The 24,881-nt window shown below is 54.5% G+C and carries 18 protein-coding genes and 1 pseudogene; 8 read left to right on the top strand and 11 right to left on the bottom strand.

All coding sequences use genetic code 11. The features are described 5' to 3' along the window. Positions 1-44: 44 nt before the first annotated feature. Positions 45-995: a carbohydrate ABC transporter permease gene (locus MKX76_RS16290; RefSeq protein ID WP_341034196.1), complete on the top strand. Its 951-nt coding sequence runs from the start codon at positions 45-47 to the stop codon at positions 993-995. Between the two features lies 1 nt (position 996). After that, positions 997-1,821 (top strand): carbohydrate ABC transporter permease, encoded by an 825-nt coding sequence (locus MKX76_RS16295; RefSeq protein WP_007131620.1) that lies wholly within the window; start codon positions 997-999, stop codon positions 1,819-1,821. A 95-nt stretch (positions 1,822-1,916) separates the two neighbouring features. On the opposite strand, the gene MKX76_RS16300 is transcribed toward MKX76_RS16295, so the two are convergent. From MKX76_RS16300 to MKX76_RS16310, 3 genes are all read right to left on the bottom strand, one after another. Then, positions 1,917-2,588 carry a pectate lyase gene (locus tag MKX76_RS16300; RefSeq protein WP_341034198.1) on the bottom strand — a complete coding sequence of 224 codons (672 nt, stop codon included), beginning with the start codon at positions 2,586-2,588 and terminating at the stop codon, positions 1,917-1,919. 316 nt (positions 2,589-2,904) lie between these two features. After that, entirely contained in the window at positions 2,905-3,555 is a 651-nt protein-coding gene (locus MKX76_RS16305; RefSeq protein ID WP_341034199.1) for a GyrI-like domain-containing protein, read from the bottom strand. Positions 3,556-3,594: 39 nt separating this feature from the next. Further along, positions 3,595-4,611 carry a helix-turn-helix transcriptional regulator gene (locus MKX76_RS16310; RefSeq protein ID WP_341034201.1) on the bottom strand — a complete coding sequence of 339 codons (1,017 nt, stop codon included), beginning with the start codon at positions 4,609-4,611 and terminating at the stop codon, positions 3,595-3,597. A gap of 305 nt (positions 4,612-4,916) precedes the next feature. On the opposite strand from MKX76_RS16310, the gene MKX76_RS16315 reads away from it, so the two are divergent. Continuing rightward, complete coding sequence (locus MKX76_RS16315; protein ID WP_144879172.1) at positions 4,917-5,399, top strand: PH domain-containing protein; 483 nt, start codon at positions 4,917-4,919, stop codon at positions 5,397-5,399. Then, positions 5,392-7,032, top strand: coding sequence for a PH domain-containing protein (locus MKX76_RS16320; protein ID WP_445669855.1), 1,641 nt, complete (start codon positions 5,392-5,394; stop codon positions 7,030-7,032). The genes MKX76_RS16315 and MKX76_RS16320 overlap by 8 nt, the downstream gene beginning before the upstream one ends. An 85-nt stretch (positions 7,033-7,117) precedes the next feature. Here the strand turns inward: MKX76_RS16320 and MKX76_RS16325 are convergent, their stop codons facing one another. Continuing rightward, complete coding sequence (locus MKX76_RS16325; protein WP_341034204.1) at positions 7,118-10,018, bottom strand: family 10 glycosylhydrolase; 2,901 nt, start codon at positions 10,016-10,018, stop codon at positions 7,118-7,120. 358 nt (positions 10,019-10,376) lie between these two features. Here MKX76_RS16325 and MKX76_RS16330 point away from each other — a divergent pair, with 358 nt between their 5' ends. After that, entirely contained in the window at positions 10,377-10,925 is a 549-nt protein-coding gene (locus MKX76_RS16330) for a GNAT family N-acetyltransferase (protein WP_340901343.1), read from the top strand. A 156-nt stretch (positions 10,926-11,081) separates the two neighbouring features. Here MKX76_RS16330 and MKX76_RS16335 read toward each other — a convergent pair whose 3' ends face one another. From MKX76_RS16335 to MKX76_RS16350, 4 genes are all read right to left on the bottom strand, one after another. Beyond that, the gene (locus MKX76_RS16335; RefSeq protein ID WP_341034205.1) at positions 11,082-12,071 is read right to left on the bottom strand and encodes a Gfo/Idh/MocA family protein; all 990 of its coding nucleotides are present in this window, start codon (positions 12,069-12,071) and stop codon (positions 11,082-11,084) included. After that, positions 12,071-12,415: an antibiotic biosynthesis monooxygenase family protein gene (locus MKX76_RS16340; protein WP_007131611.1), complete on the bottom strand. Its 345-nt coding sequence runs from the start codon at positions 12,413-12,415 to the stop codon at positions 12,071-12,073. Before MKX76_RS16340 ends, MKX76_RS16335 begins: the two co-directional genes overlap by 1 nt. Positions 12,416-12,743: 328 nt before the next feature. Beyond that, positions 12,744-18,854, bottom strand: coding sequence for a phosphodiester glycosidase family protein (locus MKX76_RS16345; protein WP_341034207.1), 6,111 nt, complete (start codon positions 18,852-18,854; stop codon positions 12,744-12,746). A 440-nt stretch (positions 18,855-19,294) separates the two neighbouring features. Next, the gene (locus MKX76_RS16350) at positions 19,295-20,374 is read right to left on the bottom strand and encodes a CapA family protein (protein WP_007131609.1); all 1,080 of its coding nucleotides are present in this window, start codon (positions 20,372-20,374) and stop codon (positions 19,295-19,297) included. 517 nt (positions 20,375-20,891) lie between these two features. Here MKX76_RS16350 and MKX76_RS16355 point away from each other — a divergent pair. From MKX76_RS16355 to MKX76_RS16365, 3 genes and pseudogenes are all read left to right on the top strand, one after another. Further along, positions 20,892-21,375 (top strand): annotated as a pseudogene (locus MKX76_RS16355) (Lrp/AsnC family transcriptional regulator). Positions 21,376-21,414: 39 nt separating this feature from the next. Further along, a complete protein-coding gene (locus MKX76_RS16360; RefSeq protein ID WP_007131607.1) occupies positions 21,415-22,014 on the top strand; it encodes a chromate transporter in 600 nt (199 codons plus the stop codon). Further along, positions 22,014-22,556, top strand: coding sequence for a chromate transporter (locus tag MKX76_RS16365; protein ID WP_341034208.1), 543 nt, complete (start codon positions 22,014-22,016; stop codon positions 22,554-22,556). The genes MKX76_RS16360 and MKX76_RS16365 overlap by 1 nt, the downstream gene beginning before the upstream one ends. A gap of 139 nt (positions 22,557-22,695) precedes the next feature. Here the strand turns inward: MKX76_RS16365 and MKX76_RS16370 are convergent, their stop codons facing one another. The 3 genes from MKX76_RS16370 to MKX76_RS16380 form a co-directional block, all read right to left on the bottom strand. Next, on the bottom strand, positions 22,696-23,160 hold the full coding sequence (locus MKX76_RS16370) for a hypothetical protein (RefSeq protein ID WP_341034209.1): 465 nt from the start codon (positions 23,158-23,160) through the stop codon (positions 22,696-22,698). Positions 23,161-23,399: 239 nt separating this feature from the next. Beyond that, the gene (locus MKX76_RS16375; RefSeq protein WP_341034210.1) at positions 23,400-23,756 is read right to left on the bottom strand and encodes a Rieske (2Fe-2S) protein; all 357 of its coding nucleotides are present in this window, start codon (positions 23,754-23,756) and stop codon (positions 23,400-23,402) included. A 51-nt stretch (positions 23,757-23,807) separates the two neighbouring features. Then, complete coding sequence (locus MKX76_RS16380; RefSeq protein ID WP_034272725.1) at positions 23,808-24,863, bottom strand: amidohydrolase family protein; 1,056 nt, start codon at positions 24,861-24,863, stop codon at positions 23,808-23,810. Positions 24,864-24,881: the final 18 nt, after the last annotated feature.

Consider the following 24,881-nt stretch of genomic DNA (forward strand, 5'->3'; position numbering starts at 1 on the left):
TCATGCACTGATTACGATCTTCGAAATGGAAGGAGTACGCGAAGATGAATGCCTCCGCACCCGTACATTCACCAAGACCTAAAGCCCGCTGGTCGAGGAAGGAACGCCGGTACTTTTGGCTCGGCCTGGCATTCGCCTCGCCTTGGATCGTCGGCTTTCTGGCTTTTACTGTGTATCCGTTCTTCGGTTCGCTCTATTTGAGCCTGACGGAATACGATCTGTTCAGTACGCCTAGGTGGGTGGGACTGCAAAATTACGAAAATATCTTGCAGGATGACCGCTTCTACACCTCTCTCGGGAACACGTTCTTCATGGCTTTCGCATCTGTGCCGATTACGCTGGCGGCATCGCTGCTGATCGCCGTCGTCTTGAACTTCAAGGCAAGGGGGATCAATTATTACCGGACGATCTTCTACCTTCCCTCCGTCATTCCGATCGTCGCCAGCGCCTTGCTGTGGACCTGGATGCTTAACCCCGATTTCGGCTTGGTCAATATGGCGCTGCGGGCCTTCGGCCTGCCCGATCCTGCCTGGCTGCTGGATCCGCGCTATACGAAGCCTTCGCTGATTCTGATGAGTCTATGGGGCTCAGGAGCCGGGGCCTTGATCTTCCTGGCCGCCCTGCAGGGCGTTCCGAAGCAGTACTATGAAGCGGCGCAGGTGGATGGGGCGGGCGCCTGGCATCGCTTCTGGAAGATTACGCTCCCTGCCCTGTCGCCAATCATTCTGTTCCAGCTCATCATGGGACTCATCGGTGCATTCCAGATCTTTACCGAATCGTATATTCTGGCTGGCGGCAAAGCGGACGGCGGCTCCTTGGGCGGACCGGAACAGTCGCTTCTGTTCTATGCCGTCAATCTGTACCAGGAAGCCTTTGTTTTTCTGAAGATGGGCTACGCGTCGGCCCTGGCCTGGATTCTGTTTATCATCGTGCTGCTGATGACGCTGCTGCTGCTCAAAACATCGGGCCGCTGGGTCTATTATGGAGGTGAGTAACGTGGCCGTCAGATTAAAAGCCGTGCTGCCGTACGTCTTGCTTATCCTGTTATCAATCGTATTTCTGTTCCCGTTCCTATGGCTTGTCATGACCTCGCTCAAGACGCCGGAGGAGATTCTCAAGTTTCCGCCGACGATCTTCCCGGAAAAGGTCCAATGGTCGAACTACCAAGCGGCGGTCGAGGCGATCCCCTTCACGAAATATATGATGAACACGTTCCTGATCTGCATCTTGAACATTATCGGGCAGCTGTTGTCCGCACCGCTCGTAGCCTACTCGATCTCGCGGATCCCGTGGAAAGGGAGAAAGGTCATATTCACCATCGTGGTGGCAACCATGATTTTGCCGGCTCAGGTCCAGATGATCCCGCAGTATATCATCTTTACGAACCTTGGCTGGGTCAATACTATCGTGCCGCTGACGATCGGCGCTTTCTTCGGAGCTCCCTTCTTCATCTTTCTGCTGCGCCAATTTCTGCTCGGCGTGCCGATGGAGCTGTCGGAGGCGGCCAAGATCGACGGCGCCTCGGAGCTGCGGATATACGCCCGGATTATCCTGCCGATTCTGAAGCCGGCTTTAGCCACCGTCGCTTTGTTTTCCTTCGTGTGGTCCTATGTCGATTTCATGGGCCCGCTGATCTATCTGAACGATTCGGCCAAGTGGACGATCACCGTCGGCCTGCAGAGCTTCCAGCAGGATCACGGGGCCCAGTGGGAAAAGCTGATGGCGGCTTCCACCATCATGGCGGTTCCGATGATTCTGATCTATTTCTTCGGCCAGAAGTACTTCATGAAATCCGGATCCGCTTTAACCGGGTTTAAATAATCTTCGGGAACGCCGTTTCCGGCACAGAAAAGCTCCTTCGCGTCATGGCAGACGCTTAGGAGCTTTTCCCGTTGCATAGCTAGTCCATCATCAGGTTAATACGGCGTATTCCCCGATTGGGTTGTATTCCCGGAAGCAAAGCCTTTAAACAACGTCGGCACATTCGAGTAGCGCGTGTTGACGATTCGCCCCGTGGAGCTGCTGCTGTCCGTTCGCAGGATCGCGTCCTTCACATTCGAAATGTCGCAATTCTCCACGTTCATCACCACTTTATACGACGTGCTGCCGTTCTGCCGAACCAGCTTTCCGATGTCGTCCGCTCTGAAATTTTGAATGTTGATCGTTCCGGCCGCGTTCATTTGGAACACCTTATCGTACGCTTTATACGCCGCTCCCCCCGAAATGTTGACCGTACCGGACGATTTCAGAGTCAGCGCATCCTCGCCGACATCCTGCCAAGTGACATTTGTGATTGTGCAATTTCCGTAGCAGTGGACGCCGTCTGCCGCAGGCGCGCCGATCACGACGTTTTTCAGTGTCGCGCCCGCTTCCAGCCGGAAGATTGGCTTCTGGTTCTCGGCCTGGCTGCCGTCACCAAGCGTGTCCGGATTGGCCACGTAGGTCTGGCCTTTGCCGTCGAAGGTCTGACCGGCCTCCACGCGGATCGTCTCATTCACCACCGTGGCAGCCTCAGCCGTTGATGGTTGGACACCATACAACGATATCGCCAAGCCTGCGCATAACATCATGCCTAGAAATTTTTTCATCATCCTCATCCTTTCGCTTCTTTTTTCAACAAATTCATCCTTTTGCCATGCATCTGCCTGAAAAATACCGCCCCCTTCCGTTCCGAAGTCGGATATCGTACTAGTACCGATGTGCACCTCGGGTGGATACCCGCAAGCCAAAGATATCAAATTTATTCCATAACCGGTATAATCATCATATTAGGTCGTCGATTAAACATTTTATGTAAAATATAATGATTATTGCAAAATGATCGAATCCTCTCATTTCTATCGTTTCTATCATCAATAGACCGCCCTCTAACACGAGGACGGCCTGGGATTTCACATTCTTCGGCTATTTAATCGCAATATAGATCTCGACGACGGGATGGGCAGGATCAGCCGCCTGGAAACGATAATGTTCAAAGTCTCCCGAATAGGCTCGTACTTCCTCGGCATTCTGGAAATAACTCCAGATTTCCTGCCAGGCCTGCGGCACCGTTTCCTGGAACGGACCCGGCTTCGCCGGGAATACCAAATATCTGGATTCCGGTATAAAGACGCTGCGCTCTACAATAGCTCCATCTTCTTCGCGCTTAGCGACGTCTGCGCTCCCTGCACGATTCATACGCTCTACACTCTCTACGTCCTTTACGCGCTCTACGTTCTCTATGCTCTCTATGCTCTGGCCTTCCGCACGCCTAACGTGCTCAACCTCTTCGCTGCCCTGCCCATCTCCGAAGATTCCTTCCGTTTCATGGCCAATGACGAGTGTATACGCACCTGAAGCGTCGCTTTCGTAATCCGTATATACCGCATAGACAGCTTGATCACTGCCGGCAACCTCCTTGATCCCGCTCCGGAAATAATGCTCCCATAACCGGGGAATCACGCCGTTTGCCCCCGCCTCCGCTTCGTTTGTCGTCCTTGCACCCGCTCCCCATACGGACATAGCCGGTCTGGATTCGATCCGGCGCTTCTTCTGGCTGCCGATGTTTGTATTCATGATGACGCCCTCCTTTAAGAATTGAATCTATGATCTATTCTAAAGGGGGAACGTGGACAGCTGCCTGTCCGGGTTGCCGTAGCGGTTCAACAAATTTTCCGCCCTTCTCCTGACCTCCTGTGCGGCTTCCTCGGGATGCTCGATTATAACCTGGTCGCCAAAGCTGAGAACCATGCCGTAAAACCATTCGTCCACCTTATGAATGACCCGCACGCGGAAGGAGCCGTCTTCCAAGAGCTCCATTTGCTCTGCCGGGAACACGTCCGCTGCCCGTCGGCGAGCCTTCGGCCCAAACCATAATACAACCTCTTGCTCCGGCACCTCCGACCAGGCATCCTCCCAGTCCATCCGTTCCATCAAGGGCATCGGCCTCGGCTCGAAATGATGGTTCGTTAGCTTTACATCCTGCATCCGCGACACCCGGAACACCCGGGCATCCTCACGCTCCAGGCAGTAGGCTTGCACATACCACACATTTCCCTTCAAAATCAGGGACACCGGCTCCATCGTTCGGCACTCGGCCGTGCCGGATGAATCGATGTAACGCATCGATACGGTCCGCTTTTCCTGGATCGCCTTCTTCAGAAGGCTGACGGTTGCTTTCAAACCTTCCCGCTGTCCCCAAGGCTGAAAATCCATAACGACAGAGGGCCTGCTCCGATCACTTCCCGGTCCGTTTTTTACGTCGCCATGTTCATATGCATCCCCTTTCCCGCAGCCGTGCTCTACCTTGTAAAGCAGCGCCTTCACTTTCTCAAGCAGCATATCCAGCTCGCGGTCATCCAGCGCACTCCTCATTCCTTTGACAGCGGTCACTAGCGAACCCATCTCCTCTGCCGTCAACCAATACCGGTCAATGGTATATTGCTCCATCATCTCAAATCCGCCGGATGTGCCCTGATGGGCAACGATCGGCAGCCCTGCCCGGCAAAGTGCATCCATATCGCGGTATATCGTTTTCGCGGAGACTTCAAAGCGTTCGGCCAGCTCGCTGGCGCTCCATCTTCCCCGATTCAAGAGCAGCACGGTAATTGCTAATAGACGATCGATTTTCATTAACTCATGTCCTTCCCTGTCCGATTCCTTCCATTATACAAAAAAAGCCGCTTCCGGCCGCTGCCTAATCTTAATTCGAGCTTAACGGAACCGCTGTCTGTTAATGCAATCGTTAAGTCAGGTTCACAAGCCATTCAAGTCGGGATGCTATAATGACAGACATGAACCATTATAAGACGGACGGACATTACAGTATTCGGTCGGCAGGATGAAACGGACGGCTTCCCACAAGCGTAAACAACTACATAGAAGTTCATATGTCATCAGAACTGCCGGATTCTCAAAACATCGAGGAGGAACCAACAATGGATCATCGAATGGACGCCATGCGCCGGTGTCACCCCGACTCTGTTACCATTTCACGCCTGACAGGCTTTATTACCGACGGGGTCATTTTGTTAGCGGCTATCGCTTATCTCGTCGTTGCGGGCATCTTCGGCTGGACCCTGCTGCCGGGGTGGATCGCTATCGGGTTGTTGCTGGCAGGAGCCTGGTTTACCTGGTCGGTGCCGGCCTTCACCTATAAGCAGTTTGGCTTCCGGGTCAGCGAAGAGGAGCTGGAGCTTAGATCCGGCTGGATTTGGCTGAGCGATACGCTCGTTCCGATGACCCGCGTGCAGCACGTTGAATTGGAACGGGGACCCCTGCTCCGCAAATACGGACTTGCCAAAGTCAAGGTAGTTACCGCCGCAACGACGCACGTCATCCAGGCGCTCAAGCTGGAAGAGGCGGAGGCTTTGAAGAAGCAGATCGGCGAGCTGGCCAAAGTGGTGGATCATGATGAATGAAGCAAGCAGGCTCCACCGTCTTTACATTCTGTTTCCGCTCGTGAACAGCGTCAAATCGCTCGTACCGCTCGCTGCTTTTGTATCGATCAAGTTCTTTAACGGAAAATCCCTGGACGATGTCCCATGGTACTGGTTATCCGCCGGCATTGTCGCCCTCGCAGCCCTTCTGCTTCTGTACGGATACTTACGCTGGAAACGGTTTGCCTATACGCTGGAAGAGGACAAAATCCTGATACGGCGCGGCGTGTTATTCCGGGAGGAGCTGTCCATATATGCTGGACGAATTCATACGATGAATACCGAGCAGCCGCTGCTGCAGCGTCTGCTCGGGCTGACGCAGATCCGCATCGAGACGCCGGGCAAATCGGAGGATGGCGGTGTGCTTCCAGCCGTAACGGACCACGAAGCGGAACGGCTTCAGCTTTGGCTCCGGGACCGGACACGGGCCTTGCAGCCGAATCGGCCTGCAGCGCAAACGCACGATGTGGCAGCACTTGCTGACGGCGCCATCGTCAATGCGGATGGTACGGAACAGATGATCGAAGGCACTTCCCCACAAGAACGCATGGCGTCATGGGAACGGGATGAGGCTGAAGCATCCGGAAATACGCCAGGAGCAGGCAGCGACGGCGGCTACCCTAACGACCGCGGTAACGTTATTCCGCCTGCATCGGTCTCTCCGGAAGAACGGAGCATTTTGCTTCAGCTGCCGTCTCGCCGTCTGCTTACCGCTGCCCTGTCTTCCCCGAATTTGTCCCTGGCTTTGGCCTTCGTCGGCGGTATCATGTCGTTTGCGGATGACCTGCTTCCGGATCAAATATACCAAAGCCTGTTTCAATCGGCAGGGCGGATTCTCCCGGGACACTGGGCAGGCATTGCCATACTTGCCGTCGTGCTGGCCTGGCTGCTGTCCGTCATTCTGTATATGATTAAATACGCCGGGTTTACCGTAGAACGGATCGGCAAGCAAATCTCCGTAAGCTACGGTCTGCTCGAGAAAAAGAGGCTGCTGTTTTCCCCCGAACGGGTGCTGGCTGCCACGGTAAAAGAAGGCATCTTCCGCCGCTGGTTCGGCTATGCCGAAGTGAAGGTGCACGTGCTTACGTCCGAATCGGAGAAGCATTTCATGCTTCACCCGCTGATAAAAACCGCGGACATTCCGGAGCTGCTCGCGCGGGTCACGCCCCAGCTGGGCGTTCAGGCCATTACGGCTTCGCCGCCGCCCCATGCGAAATGGATGTATCTTCGGTGGAAGCTGGCCTTTGCCGCTGCGGTCAGCATCGGATGCATCTGGTACTTCGGCTGGCTCGGCATGCTCTCGCTGCTCCTGTTCCCGTTTGCCATAGGGTGGGGATTGGCGGCCCACCGCGATTCCGGCCTGAACATTACCGGCAAGCAGCTTACGATTCGCAGCAGGTTCCTGGCCCTTTCCACGAAATATATCCGGCGGCCGCAGATCATCGCGATCGAGGTTACCGGCACACGAAGACAGCGAAGACGGGGGCTGCTGTCCCTTCAAGTGAAGATGATATTAAGCGACATTAACGAGAGCCTCGTCGGGATGGACGAACGGGAGATCATGGCCGTCTGGGCTTGGTTCCAAAACAAAAAAGGAGAGAGATCAGCTTCGTGACAAAGCTGATCTCTCTCTTTTCATTCAGGCACTTCATTCTCAGTTACTCAGGTCGCTCCATGCTTTTAGGTACCGTGCTTCCCGGTTACTTCGATTTTCCGGGCGGCTTGCCGGTTCCCCCGGCTTTCACCGTTAGGACGGCGGTCGCCGCGCTTTCGTTATGAAGACGGTCAATGGCAGTCACCACATACGTATAGGTCTGATGCTTGATCACCGTGTCGTCCGAGAAATGCTGCGTCCCGTTACCGGTTCTTCTGAACGTGCCCAGCAGGTTTGCCGGATCGTCTATGCTGCCGGCATTCCCCCCGTCGAACCGGTAGATCGCATAGTAGGTCTCGTCCCCGGCTGGCTCCCAGCTCAGGTTTACGCCATGAGCCTTATTGGCCTTAAGCTTCCGCGGCGCGGACGGAGCCTCCGTATCGAGCCACGGCATGGCCGGCACCAGTGCCGGATACCGGTACAGATCTGTCTTCAACCGGTCCGTAAAGCCAAGCGCATTCTCGGCGAACCACTTCGAGCTGAAGTACATGCTGCCGCGGACTTCCTCGAAGCTGCGGTTATACTTCACCTGATTCGGCATTTCCTCCGGATTGGACCACTCGGCCGTTGTCCCGATTTTATATACGGCTTGCCCGCTATACAGATGCACGTTATGACCGGCGACCACATCGCTCCACCATTCGATTAGCTTGTCGTAGGCGGCAGCCGAGTAGCCGATATTCCAGTAGATTTGCGGCGTGATATAGTCGATCCATTCCTCTTCAACCCATTTTTTCGAATCGGCGTAAATGGCATTGTAGCTTTCCAGTCCATTCGTTTCCGACCCGCTTGGATCACTGGACTTGTTCTTCCAAATGCCGAACGGACTGATGCCGAACTTCACATAACTCTTCTCCTGCTTAATCGCATGGCTGACCTTCTGAATGAACTGGTTCACATTGTTTCTTCTCCAGTCCGCCTTGTTCGTGAAGGCCCCTTTATACTGGGCATACGTATCCTCGTCCGGGAAATCAACGCCCGTTACGGGATACGGATAGAAATAGTCGTCAAAATGCACCGCATCGATATCGTAGTTTTTCACAACCTCCATAATGCCGTCCAGGATAAACTGCTGGGCCTCCGGTATGCCCGGATTGAAATACAGCTTGCCACCGTATGCTTCCACCCACTCCGGATGCTGTCTTGCCGGATGATCGGCTACAAGCTTGTTGATATCTCCTTGAAGGCTGATCCGGTACGGATTAAACCAGGCATGAAACTCCATATTCCGCTTATGCACTTCCTCCAGCAGGAAAGCGAGCGGATCGTAGCCCGGGTCCTTGCCTTGGACGCCGGTCAGCCACTCGGACCATGGACCGTACTCGGACGGGTAGAACGCATCCGCCGTTGGCTTGATCTGCATGATAACCGCATTCATCCCGGCTGCTTCCAGTTCGTCAAGGAGCTGGATGAACTGCTGCTTCTGCTGCTCGGGATCGGTAACCCCTTTGGCCGGCCAATCGATATTGTCAACGGTGGCAATCCAGGCGGCTCTCATCTCGGCTTTCGGATGCTCAGCCTGCTTGTTCACGATGATATAGAGCGAGCTGGTCTTCCCCTCATAAGTCGCCGTGATGCGTGATGAACCGATGCTCAAGCCCTTTACAACCCCCTTCTCATCGACGGATGCCACTGCCGGATTGCTGCTAGTAAATGCAACGCCTTCCGTAATCGTTATCGGCTCGTCCATCCACGAATAGGTCGCCGAGACGGACGTTTCGAACGAATCCCCAACCGTCACCGAGGTTAATCCTTGCAGTGCAATGCTCTGCAGAACAGGCACCGGATCGGTGACCGTAATCGCGTGCTGCGCGGCTGCTCCTTTATAAGAAACGGTAATCACCGCAGTGCCTTTCCCGACGGCCTGCAGCCCTCCGCCGCTATCCACGGTGACGACGTCCGGACGGTCACTGGCATAAGCAACCCCCTCCGCCAGCAGAACCGGCTCCATGGCCGTACCGTAAACGGAATAAACCACGCTTGTTCTCAAGGCGCCGGTAACCGAGGTTTCCAGATGAACCGGACCGGATACAAGCAATTGGTCAGGGGAAGGAGCATCTGCCGTTACATGCAGCTCCAGCTGAGCCTTCGGCGCATCGGCGTACTCTGCCGTAATCGTAACTACGCCCGGTGAAAGCGCTTCAATCGCATCGTATGTAGCTCCCGTAACCGTAGCGATCGTCTCGTCGCTGCTCGTCAGCTTCACGCCTGAGGTTAGTCGCACCGGTTCGGACTCGCCGGCATACGTCGCATAGATCTGTGGCTTGATGGCTTCCCCGACGCCCATCGGCGTCAAACCGCCGATATCGAGCCCGTAGATCTGGGAATCGGTGTAGAATGCGGTCAATCGATCGAAGTACACCGTGCCGCTGTTTTTATTTGTATCTTTTAACTCGGTGATATAAATTTGATTGATTTTGAGAGGAGCCTTGATGGTGGATGGAACGGAAAACTTGACGTATTTCCAGCCTTTCCAGCTGAATCCCGAGGTAGCGGTTAAGTCAACGGCGTGCTTGCCGCCTGCCGCATCCTGAAGCTGCGCCCGAAGCCAGTGATTCCCGCCGTCCCCGTATACCCATAAGCCGAGCGCTTTCGGAGTGCCCGGAACGCTTCTGCCGGCCGAGCCGTCGAGGTCTTTAAAATTGAGATACGCTGCCGACGTGCCCGACTCGCTGCCGACAAAATCATAGGTTAAACTCGCAGCATGATACCCGTAATATACCGGATCGGGATGGCTGATCATCCCCAGCTGGGCTTTCCCCCTCACGGCGGAGGCAGATAAATTCCCGGGGGTTTCAAACTCCTCGATAACAAGCGATTTCGGAACATCGTCTGCGTAAGCGGCTCCCGAACTGCCCCACACGGATACCGAACTGATCATGACAGCCAGTGCCAAAGCCAAAGACAAAAAGGATTTGCTTCGTTGAACGCTCCTTGAGGTGTTCATATTCACTAATTCACTCCTTGCCACTAAACATCGTGGAATATTGGTAATGACAACCATCCGATTTCATCGAGAGCTGCCGCCCACCTCCTACGCGTGATATGGAAAACCGAAGGGAAATAAAACCAACGATCATCCTGCCTCTATCATATTGAAATTTTGTTTCAAATTTCAATAGTTTTTATAAAATAAAATTTTAGAGATTCGGCAGGAATTTGGAAGAGTGATGGCGTAGACGTCGTAGTCGCTCGCAGGGAACGTTGTAAATCATGTGTAGCGCTCTTAAAATAAGGCTATGTTAAGGCATGGTATACGCCATTTGGCAGATTAACTAAGAAGTGATTTATGTTGAGGTGAGAGAATGAGATTGGATACTGACCGCATTTACATTCGTCGATTGGAATTGAATGACCTTAATTCGTTACTCGATTTACGAATTCGAAATAGGGAATTCTTTAAACCATTTGAACCATCCGCTCCCGCTTCTCACTACACGGTAGAGGGGCAGCGAAGCATTTTGGAGAAAGTGCAACACGATTGGAGTAATGGTTCCCGATACGGGTTTGGGATTTTCCTGAAAAACAATGATAATCTCATTGGACGGGTCAATTTAAGCAATGTAGTCCGTGGAGCATGGGAAAGCTGCACACTGGGCTATTTCTTGGATGAGCAATATAACGGACAAGGATATACCACGGAAGCTGTTCGCTTGGCGCTAAAATTCGCTTTTGGGCTTGGAGGGTTACATAGGGTACAAGCCGGGGTTATGCCTCGAAACAAGGCCTCTATCCGTGTTTTAGAGAAAGCAGGATTTCGATATGACGGTTTTTCGGAATACTATCTTAAAATAAACGGCGTTTGGGAGCATCATAATCTATACAGCATCACACAAGAATATTGGGAAATATAAGGGAAGGCAATAGTCGATGCCGCAGTATCAATCTATCCACTGAGGGTCTCAATGGCAAAAAAGCAGCGCGGGTTGCTCCGCACTGCTTGTTCACTGCTATCCGTCGGCCAATTTGATGCCCTTTTCCCTTTAGCTCTATCTATAAGCTGACCTGGCTCAGCCTTCCGAAGGATACTTCAAGCCCCATTGGCCCCGGATTTGATCCAGCAGCTTCATAATCGCGACAGATTCATTCAGGGGGATGTCATCGCTCTCAAGCTGCCCTTCGGCCAGGCAACGGCCCACTTCATAAGCCTCGAAAGCATATCCGATCTCCTTGCGGTCATCGTTAAAATGCACGGTGTCCTCGCCGTCGACGTGAAGCGTTGCCGATTTGGCGTTCAAGAAGGAGGGAATATGAATATGTCCGTTCGTTCCGAAAATGTGGGCTTCATTGGTCATGCCGAGGCGGATCGCCCCGTTTAACGAAGCGGTTTTGCCGGAATCATAGGATAAGATCACCGAGAACTGCTCGTCTACGCCCGTCTCCCCGATATGTGCCGTGCTCCATATTTGATCGGGCTCGGCCCCGAAAATCATCGATGCGAAGGATACCGGATAAATGCCTGCGTCCAGGAGCGCGCCCCCGCCAAGCTGAAGATTAAGGAGTCGCCCTTCGGGGTTCCAGCCGCTCCGGAATCCAAAATCGGCTTTCAACAGGCGGACTTCGCCGATCCGTCCTTCCTTCAGCCACTCGCGCACCTTCACGATCGGCGGCAGGAACCGCGTCCACATCGCTTCCATCAGGAACAGCTTGCGTTCGCGGGCCGCGGCGACCAGATCCTCCAGCTCGCGGCTGTTGATGGTGAACGGCTTTTCGCATAATACGGCTTTGCCCGCATCAAGACATAAACGGACGTTCTCGTGATGAAGCGGATGCGGGGTGGCTATGTAGACGACATCGATGTCAGGGTCCCGAACCAGCTCCTCATAGCTTCCGTATGACCGCGGAATGTCATATTTGGAAGCAAACTCGGCGGCACTTCCCGCCGTACGCGACCCGACCGCCAGCGCCTCGCCGTTGCTGACAAGCGCCAGATCGGAGGCAAATTGCTGGGCGATCCAGCCGGTCCCCATGATCCCCCATTTGATTTTCGATTGCTGCATCATAACTCCTCCTCGTGTGTGCTGTGGTCAAAAAAATGATCCCTTTCCACCTTGCATACTCTTAGTGCAAAGCTCTGATACCACTCCTGCTTTCCCCGCTTCTGGGCAACCTGGTGAGCGGCATTTGCCTTCCAGGCGGCGATGGCTTCCGGCGACTCCCAGTAGGACACCGTGATGCCCAAAGACGTATCCCGCGCCGATTCGATGCCTAAATAGCCCGGCTGCCGGGAGGCCAGCTCCACCATTTTGTCGGCCATCGCTCCATAACCGTTGTCCCCCTCGGTACGCTCCGATACGAAGATGCACGCATAATAAGGCGGGCTCGGCGTTTTGGCGTACGGCATGGTCCTCAAGCTCCTTTCATCGGGCCATCAAGGGCCTTCTTTAAGTAAAGTATCTTTGAAGGTGCCTCTCTTAGCCTTTGATTTTCATTATAAGGGAGTTTGCCGCATGAAAATATCTAAAATTTTCCGCCGCCTCGATTCCGAACGTCCGGGCGGCCGCAGCAGGCCTTGTTTGCGGGAGCGATTTTCCCGGGTACGATTTGTCCTCCGCTGCCCAGGCCGGGATCGCATCTCCGGCACTTATAGGAGGTCCGGGACATACATACGAAAGAACCGCCCTCCCACTCCTGCAGTCCTGCAAGGAGATGGGAGGGCGGTTCATCCGTGATTACTGCAGCTTATTCAACAGATTGAACATGACCTGCGCGCTTTCCGCACGTGTCGCAAGTCCTTCCGGTGCGAAGCGGCTTGGCGTATGCCCCTTGATGAAGCCGAGGGCATATGCCGCATTAACGGCCTCCTGTACCCAGTCCGGAGATCCGGCGATATCCGCAAAACCGCTGCGGGTCACGTCCGCTGCATCCGGCTGCTTCACCGCATAAGCGTAGGCACGAACGAGCATGGCCGCCATTTCCTGCCGCTTGATCGGCGCTTCGGGTACAAAGCGGTCGCCGCTCGTTCCATAGACAATGCCTGCATCGGCTGCAGCAGCAACTGCGTCCGCATACCACTTGCCGGAGGCGACATCGCTATACGGCACCGGCCCTTCAGCCTGGATGTCCAGGAGCCGGACCAGCATCGCCGCGAATTCAGCCCGGGTTACCTTCTGGGCCGGGGCGAAGCGTTCCGCGGAAACGCCCTTGATCAGCTGTTTGGCAGCCAAGTCTCCAATCGCTTCCTCAGCCCAGAACGTTGACGGCACATCGGCAAACATCTTCTCGTACTGCAGGAGGCCATATGCGCTGAAGTGCTTGATCGGTGCCGACATGCGGCCGTCCTTCAAGATCCCCGGAATATACTCCAGTTCTCCAGAGTCGGAAACATAGTAGATGGAGACTCTGCTTCCACCGGTACCAGGTGGCAGCGGCAGTTCTAAAATGATTGCCTTGTCGAATTCCTTCAAGCTGTTGGCCGTACCGTTCGCGGACACCCATTCCAACCCGAGCTCGTACAAAGCTCCAATCTGTCTCAGCTGTGCCCCTTCTCTTCGGGCAGCATCTGCAATCCGCTGATTGGCTGCGGACTCCTTCAGCTTCTCGCTGCTCAGCTTGATGGAGCCCTTGTCCGGTTCATTCCCTTGCTCAAGCCTGCGCAGCTGAGCAAGAACTTCGCCCGGGATCGTGATTGTCATATGATTAGCCACAACCCGGATCGCACCTTCCTTAACCAGCTCAGCCGCGTTGCCCGGCAGGATCAGCTCCTCGAACTCGCCGTTCACCGTCAACACAGCCTGACCATTTGCCAGCTTGTCGGCCAATTCCTCAGCCGTTACAGTAATCCTGTTCGGAGGCGGGGTAACCGGCGGTTTTGGCGGTATCACCGGCGGCTTTACCGGTGGGAACACCGGAGGCTTGCCCGGAGGGTCCACCGGCGGCGAAGGATCGGGATTCGGATTCGGATTTCCGCCGGTTCGGATGACCTTCAAGCCGTACTCCGACTTAAGTCCTCCGTAGGTTGCCGAAATCACCGTGCTTCCTTCAGCCAGCGCCCGGACGGTCCCGCGTTCATCGATGGAGGCTACTTCCGGCTTGCTGCTCTCATACGTCACGCCCTCGATGACAGGGATCCGGCTGCCGTCGGAATATACGGCCTCCGTCACGGTCTGGTCGGTGTCGCCCATCTTCAGTACGGGCTTGCCCTTGAAGCGGATGGATTCGAGGGAGACATCCGATTCCTTACCGACCATAATCCGTACATCGGCGAATACATCCGGCGAGACGGTGCTTGTCGCCCGAACGATGGCCTCGCCAAGCTCGATGGCGGTCACGATGCCGTCCGCCGACACGCTGACGGCTTGCTGCGGCTCGGCGCTGTACACTGACCACGTAACCGAAGCTTCTGCGCCGTCCGGCTTCACTTCCGCTGCCAGCTGACGGCTGTCGCCGACGGCAAGCTTGAGCTGCTTCGGCGATACGACGATGCTTTCCGGCTTCGGCTTCGGCGTTCCGGATTTGGCGAGCGTAAATTCATCGACGAGGCGGCCGCCGATCGTTTTCGTAACGAACCGCAATTCATCTCCCTCCACTTCCACGGAGGCGTACATCTGGGTTTTCTCTTCATCCACAACCTGGTGCCAGCCCCGTTCGGTATGGGCATAAAACTTCGGCCCGGTCGAGCCGGCCACAACGTATGTCGTTCCGCTGCCGTCCGGTGCAATGGCAAGATTCTTCATCGGATAGGAGCGGACATAGATATGGTCATGCCCGTTCAATACAAGATCCACTTCATACTTCTCCAGAACCGGCGCCCATTGATTGCGTACCTCGGCGGAATCATAAATGCTTCCGTAAGGGCCGCGGTGGAAGATCGCGATCGTCCACTCCTTGTTGTTGGCCGCAAGTTCCTGCTCAAGCCACTTCTTCTGCTCTTCCAGCTCATATTCACTATTCAGCATGATGAAATGAATGTTTTTGTAATCGAACGAGAAATTCGTGCCCTTCAGACTGTCCAAGCCATTGCCCGGCTGGTTGAAATGGGCCAGAAAATCGCCGTTCTCCTTCGATCCCATCACTTCATGGTTCCCGATCGCCGATACAAGCGTCGTATTCAGGAAATGCGGCTGCGCCTCCCGGAACCAGTCATTCCACTGCGCTTCCAAAAAGCCTTTATCGACCATATCCCCGGCATGCACCATAAATTCCGCATCGGGATGCTCGCCTGCAGCCTTGTCAATCGTCTGGCCCCAGAGCTCGAATTCCTTCGCGGTGGATGCCTGAGAATCCGCAAAGTACAAGAATTTGGTCGATTCTTCCGTCAAGGACGCTGTTTCAAACGAGCCTTGTTCACTGTAATGGCCCTGGCCGTCCCCAACGCGATATACGTATGCCGTTCCGGGCTCCAGGCCGCCGGCTTCGGCCTTATGGACACGAACCGTCCCCAGATCGAGCGTGTGGTACAGTTCGTTTGTCCCGCTGACTGTCTGTACGTTCGGCGCATCAAACCCGGTAAATTCGGATTGCTTCACCAGCTCGACCACCGTATGCTCGATCGCCGGGTGCGTATGCCAGTTGAACATCCGCGAGGATGCCGGATCCGCCCCCATGCCAACACTGATGTTCGTCGGCGTCTCGGTTCCGGACAGCGGAGAGACTTTAAACGCCACAGCCGGGCTGTACTGATTGTCCTTCACCGCTTGAACCGTATAGGTCTTGATCTGCGATGTTAACGCGTTTGTCCTCAGCTCGCCCGTCGTGTCCGTCGTACCGATCGGCGCGCCGTCCGCCGTAATCTGCACGTCTTGAACCGCGGCACCTTGGGCGTCGGTTACGTGGAATACCGTCTCATAACCTTCGACGGCTCCCTCTTCATTCCAGTTCAGCGCCAAATGTGCAGCAATCTTGGAAGTGATCGGGAGGCCGAAGAACGTAAACTCCGTATCCCCCGTGTCCGTCAAGGTTAGCGCGCCGGATTTCAGCGAGATCACGCTGGTACCTTCAGCATCCTTCTTCACGTCATACCCAATCCGTCCAATCACTTCATCATCGCTTAAAGATGCGGTATGGATGTCCTTCCAGGTCACCTTAACCGTTCCTTTCGCTTGATCGATATCCGCCCATACCTGGGACGAATCCAGTTTGTCGCCTCGAATGAGCCGCACATTCTCCAGCTTCATCGGATCAAACTGGAACTCAATATGTCCGCTGCGGATCCGGGACGTGTTGACGCCGCCGATATCCAGCGTATAGCTGTTCCCCAAGTAGACGGTGTCCGGCGTATCATACACGATCTTTGCTGCGTCTGCGCCTGTATTGATCGTGAAATGCCACTCCTTGGTCGTCTGATTCCCGGAGAGGTCGCGGACGGTCACCTTCGCTTGATGGATGCCGTCTGCAAGCGGAACGCTTGGCGTATAGTGGATTCTTCCTTCCGGCGGATACAGCGTATGCTGCACAAGCACGCCGTCTACATAGAAGCGAATCCGGTCCGGATCGATTAGCGTCGTTCCCGGATGCTTCGAAGGATCATAGCCCGCATCCTCCGCATATACCGTGATCGTTGGCGTATTCTTCGTGATCTCTTCGCCGGCGGCAGGCGAGAAGCCCTTGAGAACCGGCGGTTCAATATCGTCGTTAGCCGGGCCGTACAATGCCCGGATTTCGTCCACGTAGATCGCTCCGGCATCCTTCTTGTCCGCCTTGGTCTCCATATAACGGACAGGCATGTCCATGACGAGCGGAAGCGTTCTTCCCTTCGGCACGTCAGCCTCAAGGTACTTCCAGCCAACAAAATTCACGCCGTCGCTCTCATCGGTAAAATTCAACGGGATATTTCCCTTAGCGTCCCGAAGCTGAGCCCGGAGCCAATGCCCCTTGCCGTCGCCGTACACCCACATGCTGATCTTCTCGGGATAGCCCGGAATTTCGATATTGTCTGCCGCGCTGTTCGTCTGCAGATATGCACCGGAAGTCCCCGTCATGCCGGTAAAATCATACTCCAGCTTCAACGCGCCGCTGCCGGATCGGACATAGGTATCGTCCGTCTCGACCGATACCCGGGTCGACTTAAACTGCGCGCCCGCGCTTTCCTTATACCGGCCAAGGCCATTCTCGAAATCCTCCAGCATAACCGGCGGGAGCCCGACGTTCACATCGATGGAGGTCTCCACGCTGCCGTATTTAACATAGATCTTGCCGCTCACATTCTGTTTATCGGCAGCCGTAAACGTGCCGGTGCCGTCAATGGTTCCGATATCGCCTTCGACGCGCCACTCAAAGCGGCTGTTGTCGGCCTGAATGACCTGACCGTTACGGAGGGCCGTGACGGTTAATGTATTCGTGGAGCCGGACGGGAAGGTCATCACCTCATCCCGGAAGGATAGCTCCGTTATTTGATCAACGACTTCCAGCTTCGCACTGCCCCTCAGCGATCCCGATTGAACGGCTATTTCCGTCTCTCCCGGCTGGCTGCCCGCTGTGAATCTGCCATTGGCGTCGAAACTCCCGAATGCAGAATCGGCCTGCCATACTGGCGTGCCTGGTATCGCCGCGGGATGAAGGTTCGCGTCAACAGCCGCTGCCGTAAATACCGCGGACGATCCCGTCAGCACCCGCGCAAGGTTCGGCGATACGACAAGCTTCTCCGCTTGTCCTTCCGGCGCCTTGTTCACGAGCAGAATGCCGTTCGCGGTTTTGCGTTCTCCGCCGTCCGAAGGGGAGTTCAGCACCTTGCGTTCGGTCTCTCCCGGCAGGCGGGCGACGAAGGTTGCCGAGCCGCCGCCATCCAGATTAAGCGCGTTAACAACGCCAAGTTCCTGCAGCATCTCGCCGAGCTGGATGTAATTGACGCCTTCGCTGAAGCCCGGCTGGCGGCCGTCCACCTCGAACAGAACGACAGAGCCGTCCGCCTTCGTGCCAACCACCGTTCTCGGGTGAATGGCCGGATCCGCATGCTGCTGCACGATGCCATCCTTGACCAGCATCACCGTGCCGCCGATGGCCATCGTCACGTCCTTCCAGGCGTCCTCCAGCTCGAACCGGGCGGTCACTTCATCGCCGGGTTGAAGATTCGCGAGTTTGGCCCGCTGCTGGCCCGAAGCCGACAGAACGGCCTGATTCGGGCCGATTGGCGAATTCCCCCGGTCCTTATGAACGGAAGCGACCTTCATGACCAGGGTTTCACCGCTTGCCGCGCGTCCGCTGACGATATCCAGAACGACCTCATCGCCCAGGCTGTTCGTCATCGTCGTCTTGTTGAATTTTTCGGTATACAGCACAAGTGCGTCCGTCCCTCTCAGACGGTTGATAGACGTTAAGCCCGCATCAGCCCCGTCAATCCGGACCGTCTTCGTTAATTTTGGACTCCCGTACAAGGTTGTCCCGTCCTGCCGGATGCCGAAAGCATTCCTGCCGTTCGGCGGGTCGGTCAGAAGCTCTCCGTCTCCCATGAACAACCCCAGCGGGATGCCCGTCGACATATCGTAGAAATCCCCGTTGACGGCGGCAATCACCCGGTTGCCTTCCTTGTCGGCATCGGCTGCCATTTTGCTCACGCCCTGCATGCCGTATACCTTGCCGTCGGTTAGTCCGGGCTGGAGCTCAAGCTGTCTTTGCGCCGGATCGAATTCCACCATATGGACCTTCTGCTCCCCGCTCCCCTTATGCATGTTCATCCAAGTATATGTAGCGCCCGGTCCAATCTCCATTTGCCGCATATCAATAAGGCCGGATGGGGCAGCTGCTGCCGCCGGCTCCGCCGCTTGAAGCGCACCGGCGGGAAACAGCAGGGAAAGGAACATCACACCGCTCAGCAGTGAAGATATTCTTTTCTTCCTTCGAAACATATCATCAATTCCTCCTTCGTTCTTGTAGGGGTGCTTCCTCATGCTTGAAGGCCGCCCGAATAACGGGCTTGCATACGGAAGTATAACGGTGACTTGTTAAGTCCACCTCCTTTCTCTGTAAATCCGAAGTTAACTCTCTTAAAAACTTGAAAGAGGCGTTTGCGCCAAGCTAGCAGAATCCTCTTTCTCTAATCATATTGAAATTTAATTTCAAAATACAATATATTTTATAAAATAAAATTTTATTATTTGTGCAGGAATTTCTGCCCTCATGCCGTAATCGCGTAAATTGTAGAATCATGGAAAGGAGTTATGTCGGGGCGGGTTGCCGTCATTCGACGCTTTTCGCTCCCCTCTGCCTCTACACGATCCGATCAGACACAAAAAAACAACCGCTGCCACGAAAGGCTGCGGTTGTTCTTAAAGTTGCGCAAGGCTCGTTACTTCTTCGTTACATTGCCGTTGGCATCGATCTTCGCATTATAGGAAAGCTTGTTCAGCTTCGCGATGATCTCCTTGTTGTACTTCTTGTCCATCAGGTTCGGCTGGCCCTGGAGAATCTTCACCGGGGTGATCCGGCTCGTAATCTTGGAGCCCTGAATTTCAAAATGGACCATCATGGACAGGAGCGTCTTGTCTCCGCCGCGCGTGGAGCGGTTGAAAACAAAATTGCCGAGCGAATAGTAAATCGGCTTGTTCTTGTAATACTCAATTCCCATGAGCGTGTGGCTGTGCGAACCGACGATGATGTCCGCTCCTGCGTCAATCATTTTCTTCGCCATGCTCCGGGCGTAATCATCAGGGTAATCGGCGAATTCCTGGTTCCAATGAATATAAACGATCGTAAAGTCATTCGCCTTCGCCGACTTTTTGATCTGGCTGAGCATCGGCTCCATCGTATAAGCGGATGCGGCCCCCGGATGGTTCTTGCCGGCGATCCAGGAGTTGTCCGACAGCACGCGGCTGACGCCTAACACGGCGATCTTCTTCCCTTTGACCGTCTGTACATACGGCTTGAACGCTTCGTCGATGTTGCGGCCTGCGCCGGTATACCCGATCTTCTGGCGTTTCAGATGGGTGATGGTGTCCAGCATCGCCTGCTGGCCATAGTCCAGAATGTGGTTATTGGCCAGCGTTACGCCGTCGATCCCTGCGTATACGAGGCCTTTCAGCGTATCCGGCTTGGAGCGGAAAGCAAAGGTTTTGTTCGCGGCCTTGCCGCGGACGGACACCGGCGTTTCAAGGTTGGCGAAGGCCATGTCCGCTTTTTTCAAAATAGGAGCCACCTTCTTGAACGGATACAGATTCCCGTAACGTTCGATCTGGTTCCCCACATATCCGTCCAGCAAAATATCCCCGACAAAAACGAGATCGATCGGCTCGTTCTTGGAAGCATTCGTCTTGGTTGCTGCACTCGTCTTGCTCGTGGCCGTCCCGGTCCCGCCAGCCGACGCGGCGGATACGATGGAAACAGGGAGCAGCATTGCGCATACCAGAATGAGGGCGATTAATTTCTTCATCTAAGCTGCCGCCTTTCTATGAAATCCTATGAAGCCTTTTCTTCACCGGAGTATTCTATCATAAATTGATAGAAAAGGGTAATTCTATTAATTCATCCAATTAATAGAACGATCTCCCTCCAATGAATGCCATTCTATATAAGTTGAACAAATGAATGTATATTAGGGCAAGTACGTAAAATGTTCCTACAATCGCTGTTGGTTTCAGATTTCATGATTTAATAGAACTTATTACGGTAGAAATCTGAAACCAAAGGCGACCGTTCCACTTCTTCGGAATCATTTTACTCCCTCGCCTGCATCGTTTTCTTAATTGCAACTTATATCTTTAATATTTCATAGATTTAGACTGAATTTGCGGGTAAAAAGTTTCAATTCAGAAGAGAAATATTGAAAGTGAAATCAATTGCTTATATATTTAAACACGTCGTAATCAAAATGATCTATTTGATTTCGTTTTGTTGTCATTTAAGCTTTTGTGCGTTACATATTCATAAAAAAGAAGGAGCTGATCGAAATGGATGTTCATTCCGAAGGGGCCTATGCCTCGCTCCCGATCGACGAAACGGACCGCAAAATCATCTCCATCCTCGGCAAGCACGGCCGAATCTCATACACGGATCTGGGCAAGGAGGTCGGGCTGTCCCGCGTAGCGGTGCAGGCAAGGGTCACCGCCCTGATGGACAGCGGCGTAATCGAGCGGTTTGCGGCGGTGATCAATCCGGAGAAGGTCGGAATCGCGGTATCCGCCTTTTTTAACGTGGAGGTTGAGCCGAAGCATCTGCAGCAGGTGGCGGACGCTTTGGAGAACGAGCCACATGTCACAAGCCTGTACCATATGACAGGGCCGAGCAAGCTGCATATGCACGGGCTGTTTACGGACCATAAACAGATGGAAATGTTTTTAAATGAGAAGCTGTATCCGCTGCCGGGCATTACGAGCGTAGATAACGCAGATCCTCATCAAGCGTTATAAAAGCCGGATGAGCATCAGACTCTGATGCCGTGTGTTTATCTTTACGAAAGAAAGGACTTATATCGTGAGCTCTAACAACCGCAGCAATCCCTACATCGAATTGACCATCGGCATGTTCCGAACCGGAATTCTTGGTTATGGCGGCGGACCTTCGGTCATCCCGCTCATCCGCCATGAAGCGGTCGTCCGTTACCACTGGGTGAACGATGATGAGTTCGGCGAAGTGCTGGCCCTTGCCAACGCGCTGCCCGGGCCCATCGCCACAAAGATGGCAGCCTATCTCGGTTACCGGGAAAAAGGCGTGATCGGCGCCATCATCGCCGTGATCGCCCACATTTTCCCAACCTGTATTGCCATGGTTGCGCTGCTTTCGGCAGTGACATTTCTCAGCAGCTCCAAAATCGTTGCCGGGATGATTGCCGGCGTAACGCCGGTCATTGCCGTCATGCTGGGCACGATGGCTTACGAATTCGGAGAGAAGGCCGTCAAGGGACTTGGCATTTATGTCGGCATTGGCCTGTTTGTGATCTCGTTTCTGCTGCTGGAGACGGTCCAGCTTCACCCCGCCATCGTGATCGTCCTGTTCCTGGCTTACGGAACCGTGCATTTCAAAGTCGTGGCTAAGCTTAAGAAGCAGCGCGGGGATAAGGAGGGATCGGCCTGATGGAAGACTGGCTTCAGCTATTGATCAGCTTCTTCATCTCCAACGTGCTCGGATACGGCGGCGGCCCCGCCTCCATCCCGCTGATGTATAAGGAAATCGTCACGCATCACGGTTGGCTGAGCGATCCGGATTTCTCGAATATGCTGGCGCTCGGCAACGCGCTGCCGGGGCCGATCGCCACCAAAATCGCCGCTTTCGTCGGCTATGGCGTCTCCGGCTGGGTAGGCATGGCGCTCGCCCTCGCAGCTACCGTCATCCCGTCCGCCGCCGCTTTAATCTGGCTGCTGAACCTGCTTCAGAAGTACCGCACGTCCCCGGTCGTCAAAGGCATGACGCTTCTCGTCCAGCCGGTCATCGCGATCATGATGCTGACCTTGACCTGGCAGATGGGCAAAAGCTCGGTCATCTCCATCGGGCTGGTGCAATCCCTCGCCATCGCCGCCGTCGCCTTCTGGGCGATGAATATCCGCAAGGTTCACCCGGCGATCGTCATCGTAGCGGCATTCGCTTACGGCGGACTGGTGCTGTCGCAGGTGGTGTGAGCGAGCAGCTAGAAAGGCATCCCATCTTGGGGATGCCTTTTTTCTTTTTCAAAATCCTCTAATTGGGCTAATTAACATTGAGTTCCGCGCTACACGCAGCAAGAAGTGATTCACCGAGCGAGGACTCACTGTACACTCCTTAAGAACCGCTCGGCAACGCTAAATCAAAGTTAAATAAAATATCCTGAGCTTCTATATTGGATTTCGCCAAGATATGGACCCTCAGTTGTAAAGGCTCGGGTTGGCCCTGCACGCCTCTGGCTTTAGCCGTTAAGTAATAATGATTCTCCCCCAATTTATGCTGCTCTCCGCTTTCTGTATCTGCGAGCAGCTGCCCATTGCTGTAGAATCTATAGCCCAGATCATTTTCCTCTGGTCCGCCGCCTTGGAGTTCGAACCCAATCGTAACTTCATCATCACGGTAGGCAGCGTTTCGTAACACAATGGTCATGTCGTCAATCGTTTTCGTTTGAACGTCAATATTGGGCTCCGGCATCGTCCAATTCTTTTCTTGATTGAAATAATCATAAGCAAAAAAGATACCCAGGCCGATCAAAATAATAGCTACGGCAGCAATTCCAATTCCTCGCTTGTTTTTGTTCACGTTGCTCATTCCTTTATGCAATCTTGTAAGGCGGGGCTTGTCCCCTCCCTACATGATACATGATTTCATAACTTTATACTAAAAAGGGACGACTCCCGATCATTCCGGAGTCATCCCGAAGCGCTGCTTTATCTTGTCTTTATAACTTTCGTTCTCTCATTCTATTTTTTCCTGCTTAACTTTTACTTCTGTTCTACATCTTCTACTATTGTTCTACTTCTACTGCTGTCCTACTTCTTCTACCTCCGCATGACGATCCCGATCTTCCCTTCATGCACCTCCACCTTATACTTCTTCACCCTGATCCGTTCGCTGAACAGCGACTCGCCGGTCCGCAGGTCGAACTCCCACCCGTGCCAGGGGCACCGAACGACCTCTCCCTCCCGGCCGTACTCGTAGCTGTACACTTCCGAAGGAAGCGTCGTTCCGGAGACAGGGCCGGCGCAGATCGGGGCTCCCTGATGCGGGCAGTAGTTCAGGATGGCATGATATTCGCCGTTCACGCGGTAGATGCCGATCTCGCGGCCGTCAATTTCGACGACGGCGCGGCCGCCCTCCGGGATCGCATCTTCCGTGAGTACGTAGTGCACTGTCATAAGCACCCTCCTTTACTCGCAAAGGATAGAGCAGCCAGCGTCCTCTCCCGATTAATCCAGCCGGTACAGTTGCTTCGCGTTTTCGTAGAAAATCTTCCGTCTCGCCTCCGGCTTCAGCCCCCGCAAAATGTGATGGGGCGAATCGAAGTCCCAATGCGGGTAGTCGCTGGAGTAGAGCAGGATGTTCTCGGCATCGATCATATTGAACAGATCGATCAGATGCTGCGGATGGTCCGGCTCCTCGATCGGCTGGGTCGACAGGTAGCAGTGCTCCCGGATATACTGACTCGGCATCTTCTTCAGCCAAGGTACGGTGGAGCGGAGCGCCTTGTAGTTTTTGTCCAGGCGCCACATCAATGCCGGAAGCCAGGCCACTCCGCCCTCCACGAGCACGACCTTCAGCTTCGGAAATTTCACGAAGATGCCCTCGCATACCATGCTCACCAGATGTGCCATGAACATCTGGGAGAGGCAGGTATGCCATTCAATGTACCGGGCCGGATAGCCGGCCGCGGTTGGAGCCGTTGAGCTGCCGCCGCCCTCGGCTCCCGGATGGATCGCCACCGGGAGCCCGTTCCGCTCGGCTGCTTCATAGATCGGATGATAGTGGCGCTGTCCGAGCGGGGAACGCGCCGCGCTGGAGATCATCACCTCGACGATGTCCGGATGCCCGCCGACCCGGTCAATCTCGCGGGCGGCAAGCAGCGGATCCTGGGTCGCCACGACCATCGCACCCTTAAACGCTTTATGTTTGCCGAGCCATTCGTTGATCAGATAATCGTTATAGGCCGAGCAAATGGCTGCCGCGTAGTCCGGATCATGCGTGGATGAAATGTTATAGACGACGCCGGTCAGCACGGCATACTCCACATCGTAGCCTTCGATAAGCTGCTTGATCATGAAATCCGGATCAGACCCGGCTTTCCCTCCGCCAGGGGGAATCGAATCCTTCTTCATCACGCCGATCGGCGAATAGTACCCGGAGCCTGCATAGCCGATGCCGGAAGCCGCTACCCGGGAGCGCCATGGCTCCTCGAGATAAGGGAGCAGGGCGCGGTCATCCTGCTCGTTATGAACATCGACGTCAATGATCTTATAGGTCTCCACTTTCGTCTCCACGTTCGG

Origin of the sequence: Paenibacillus sp. FSL R5-0810, assembly GCF_038002285.1 — a bacterium.
Taxonomy (GTDB): Bacteria; Bacillota; Bacilli; order Paenibacillales; family Paenibacillaceae; genus Paenibacillus_AQ; species Paenibacillus_AQ lactis.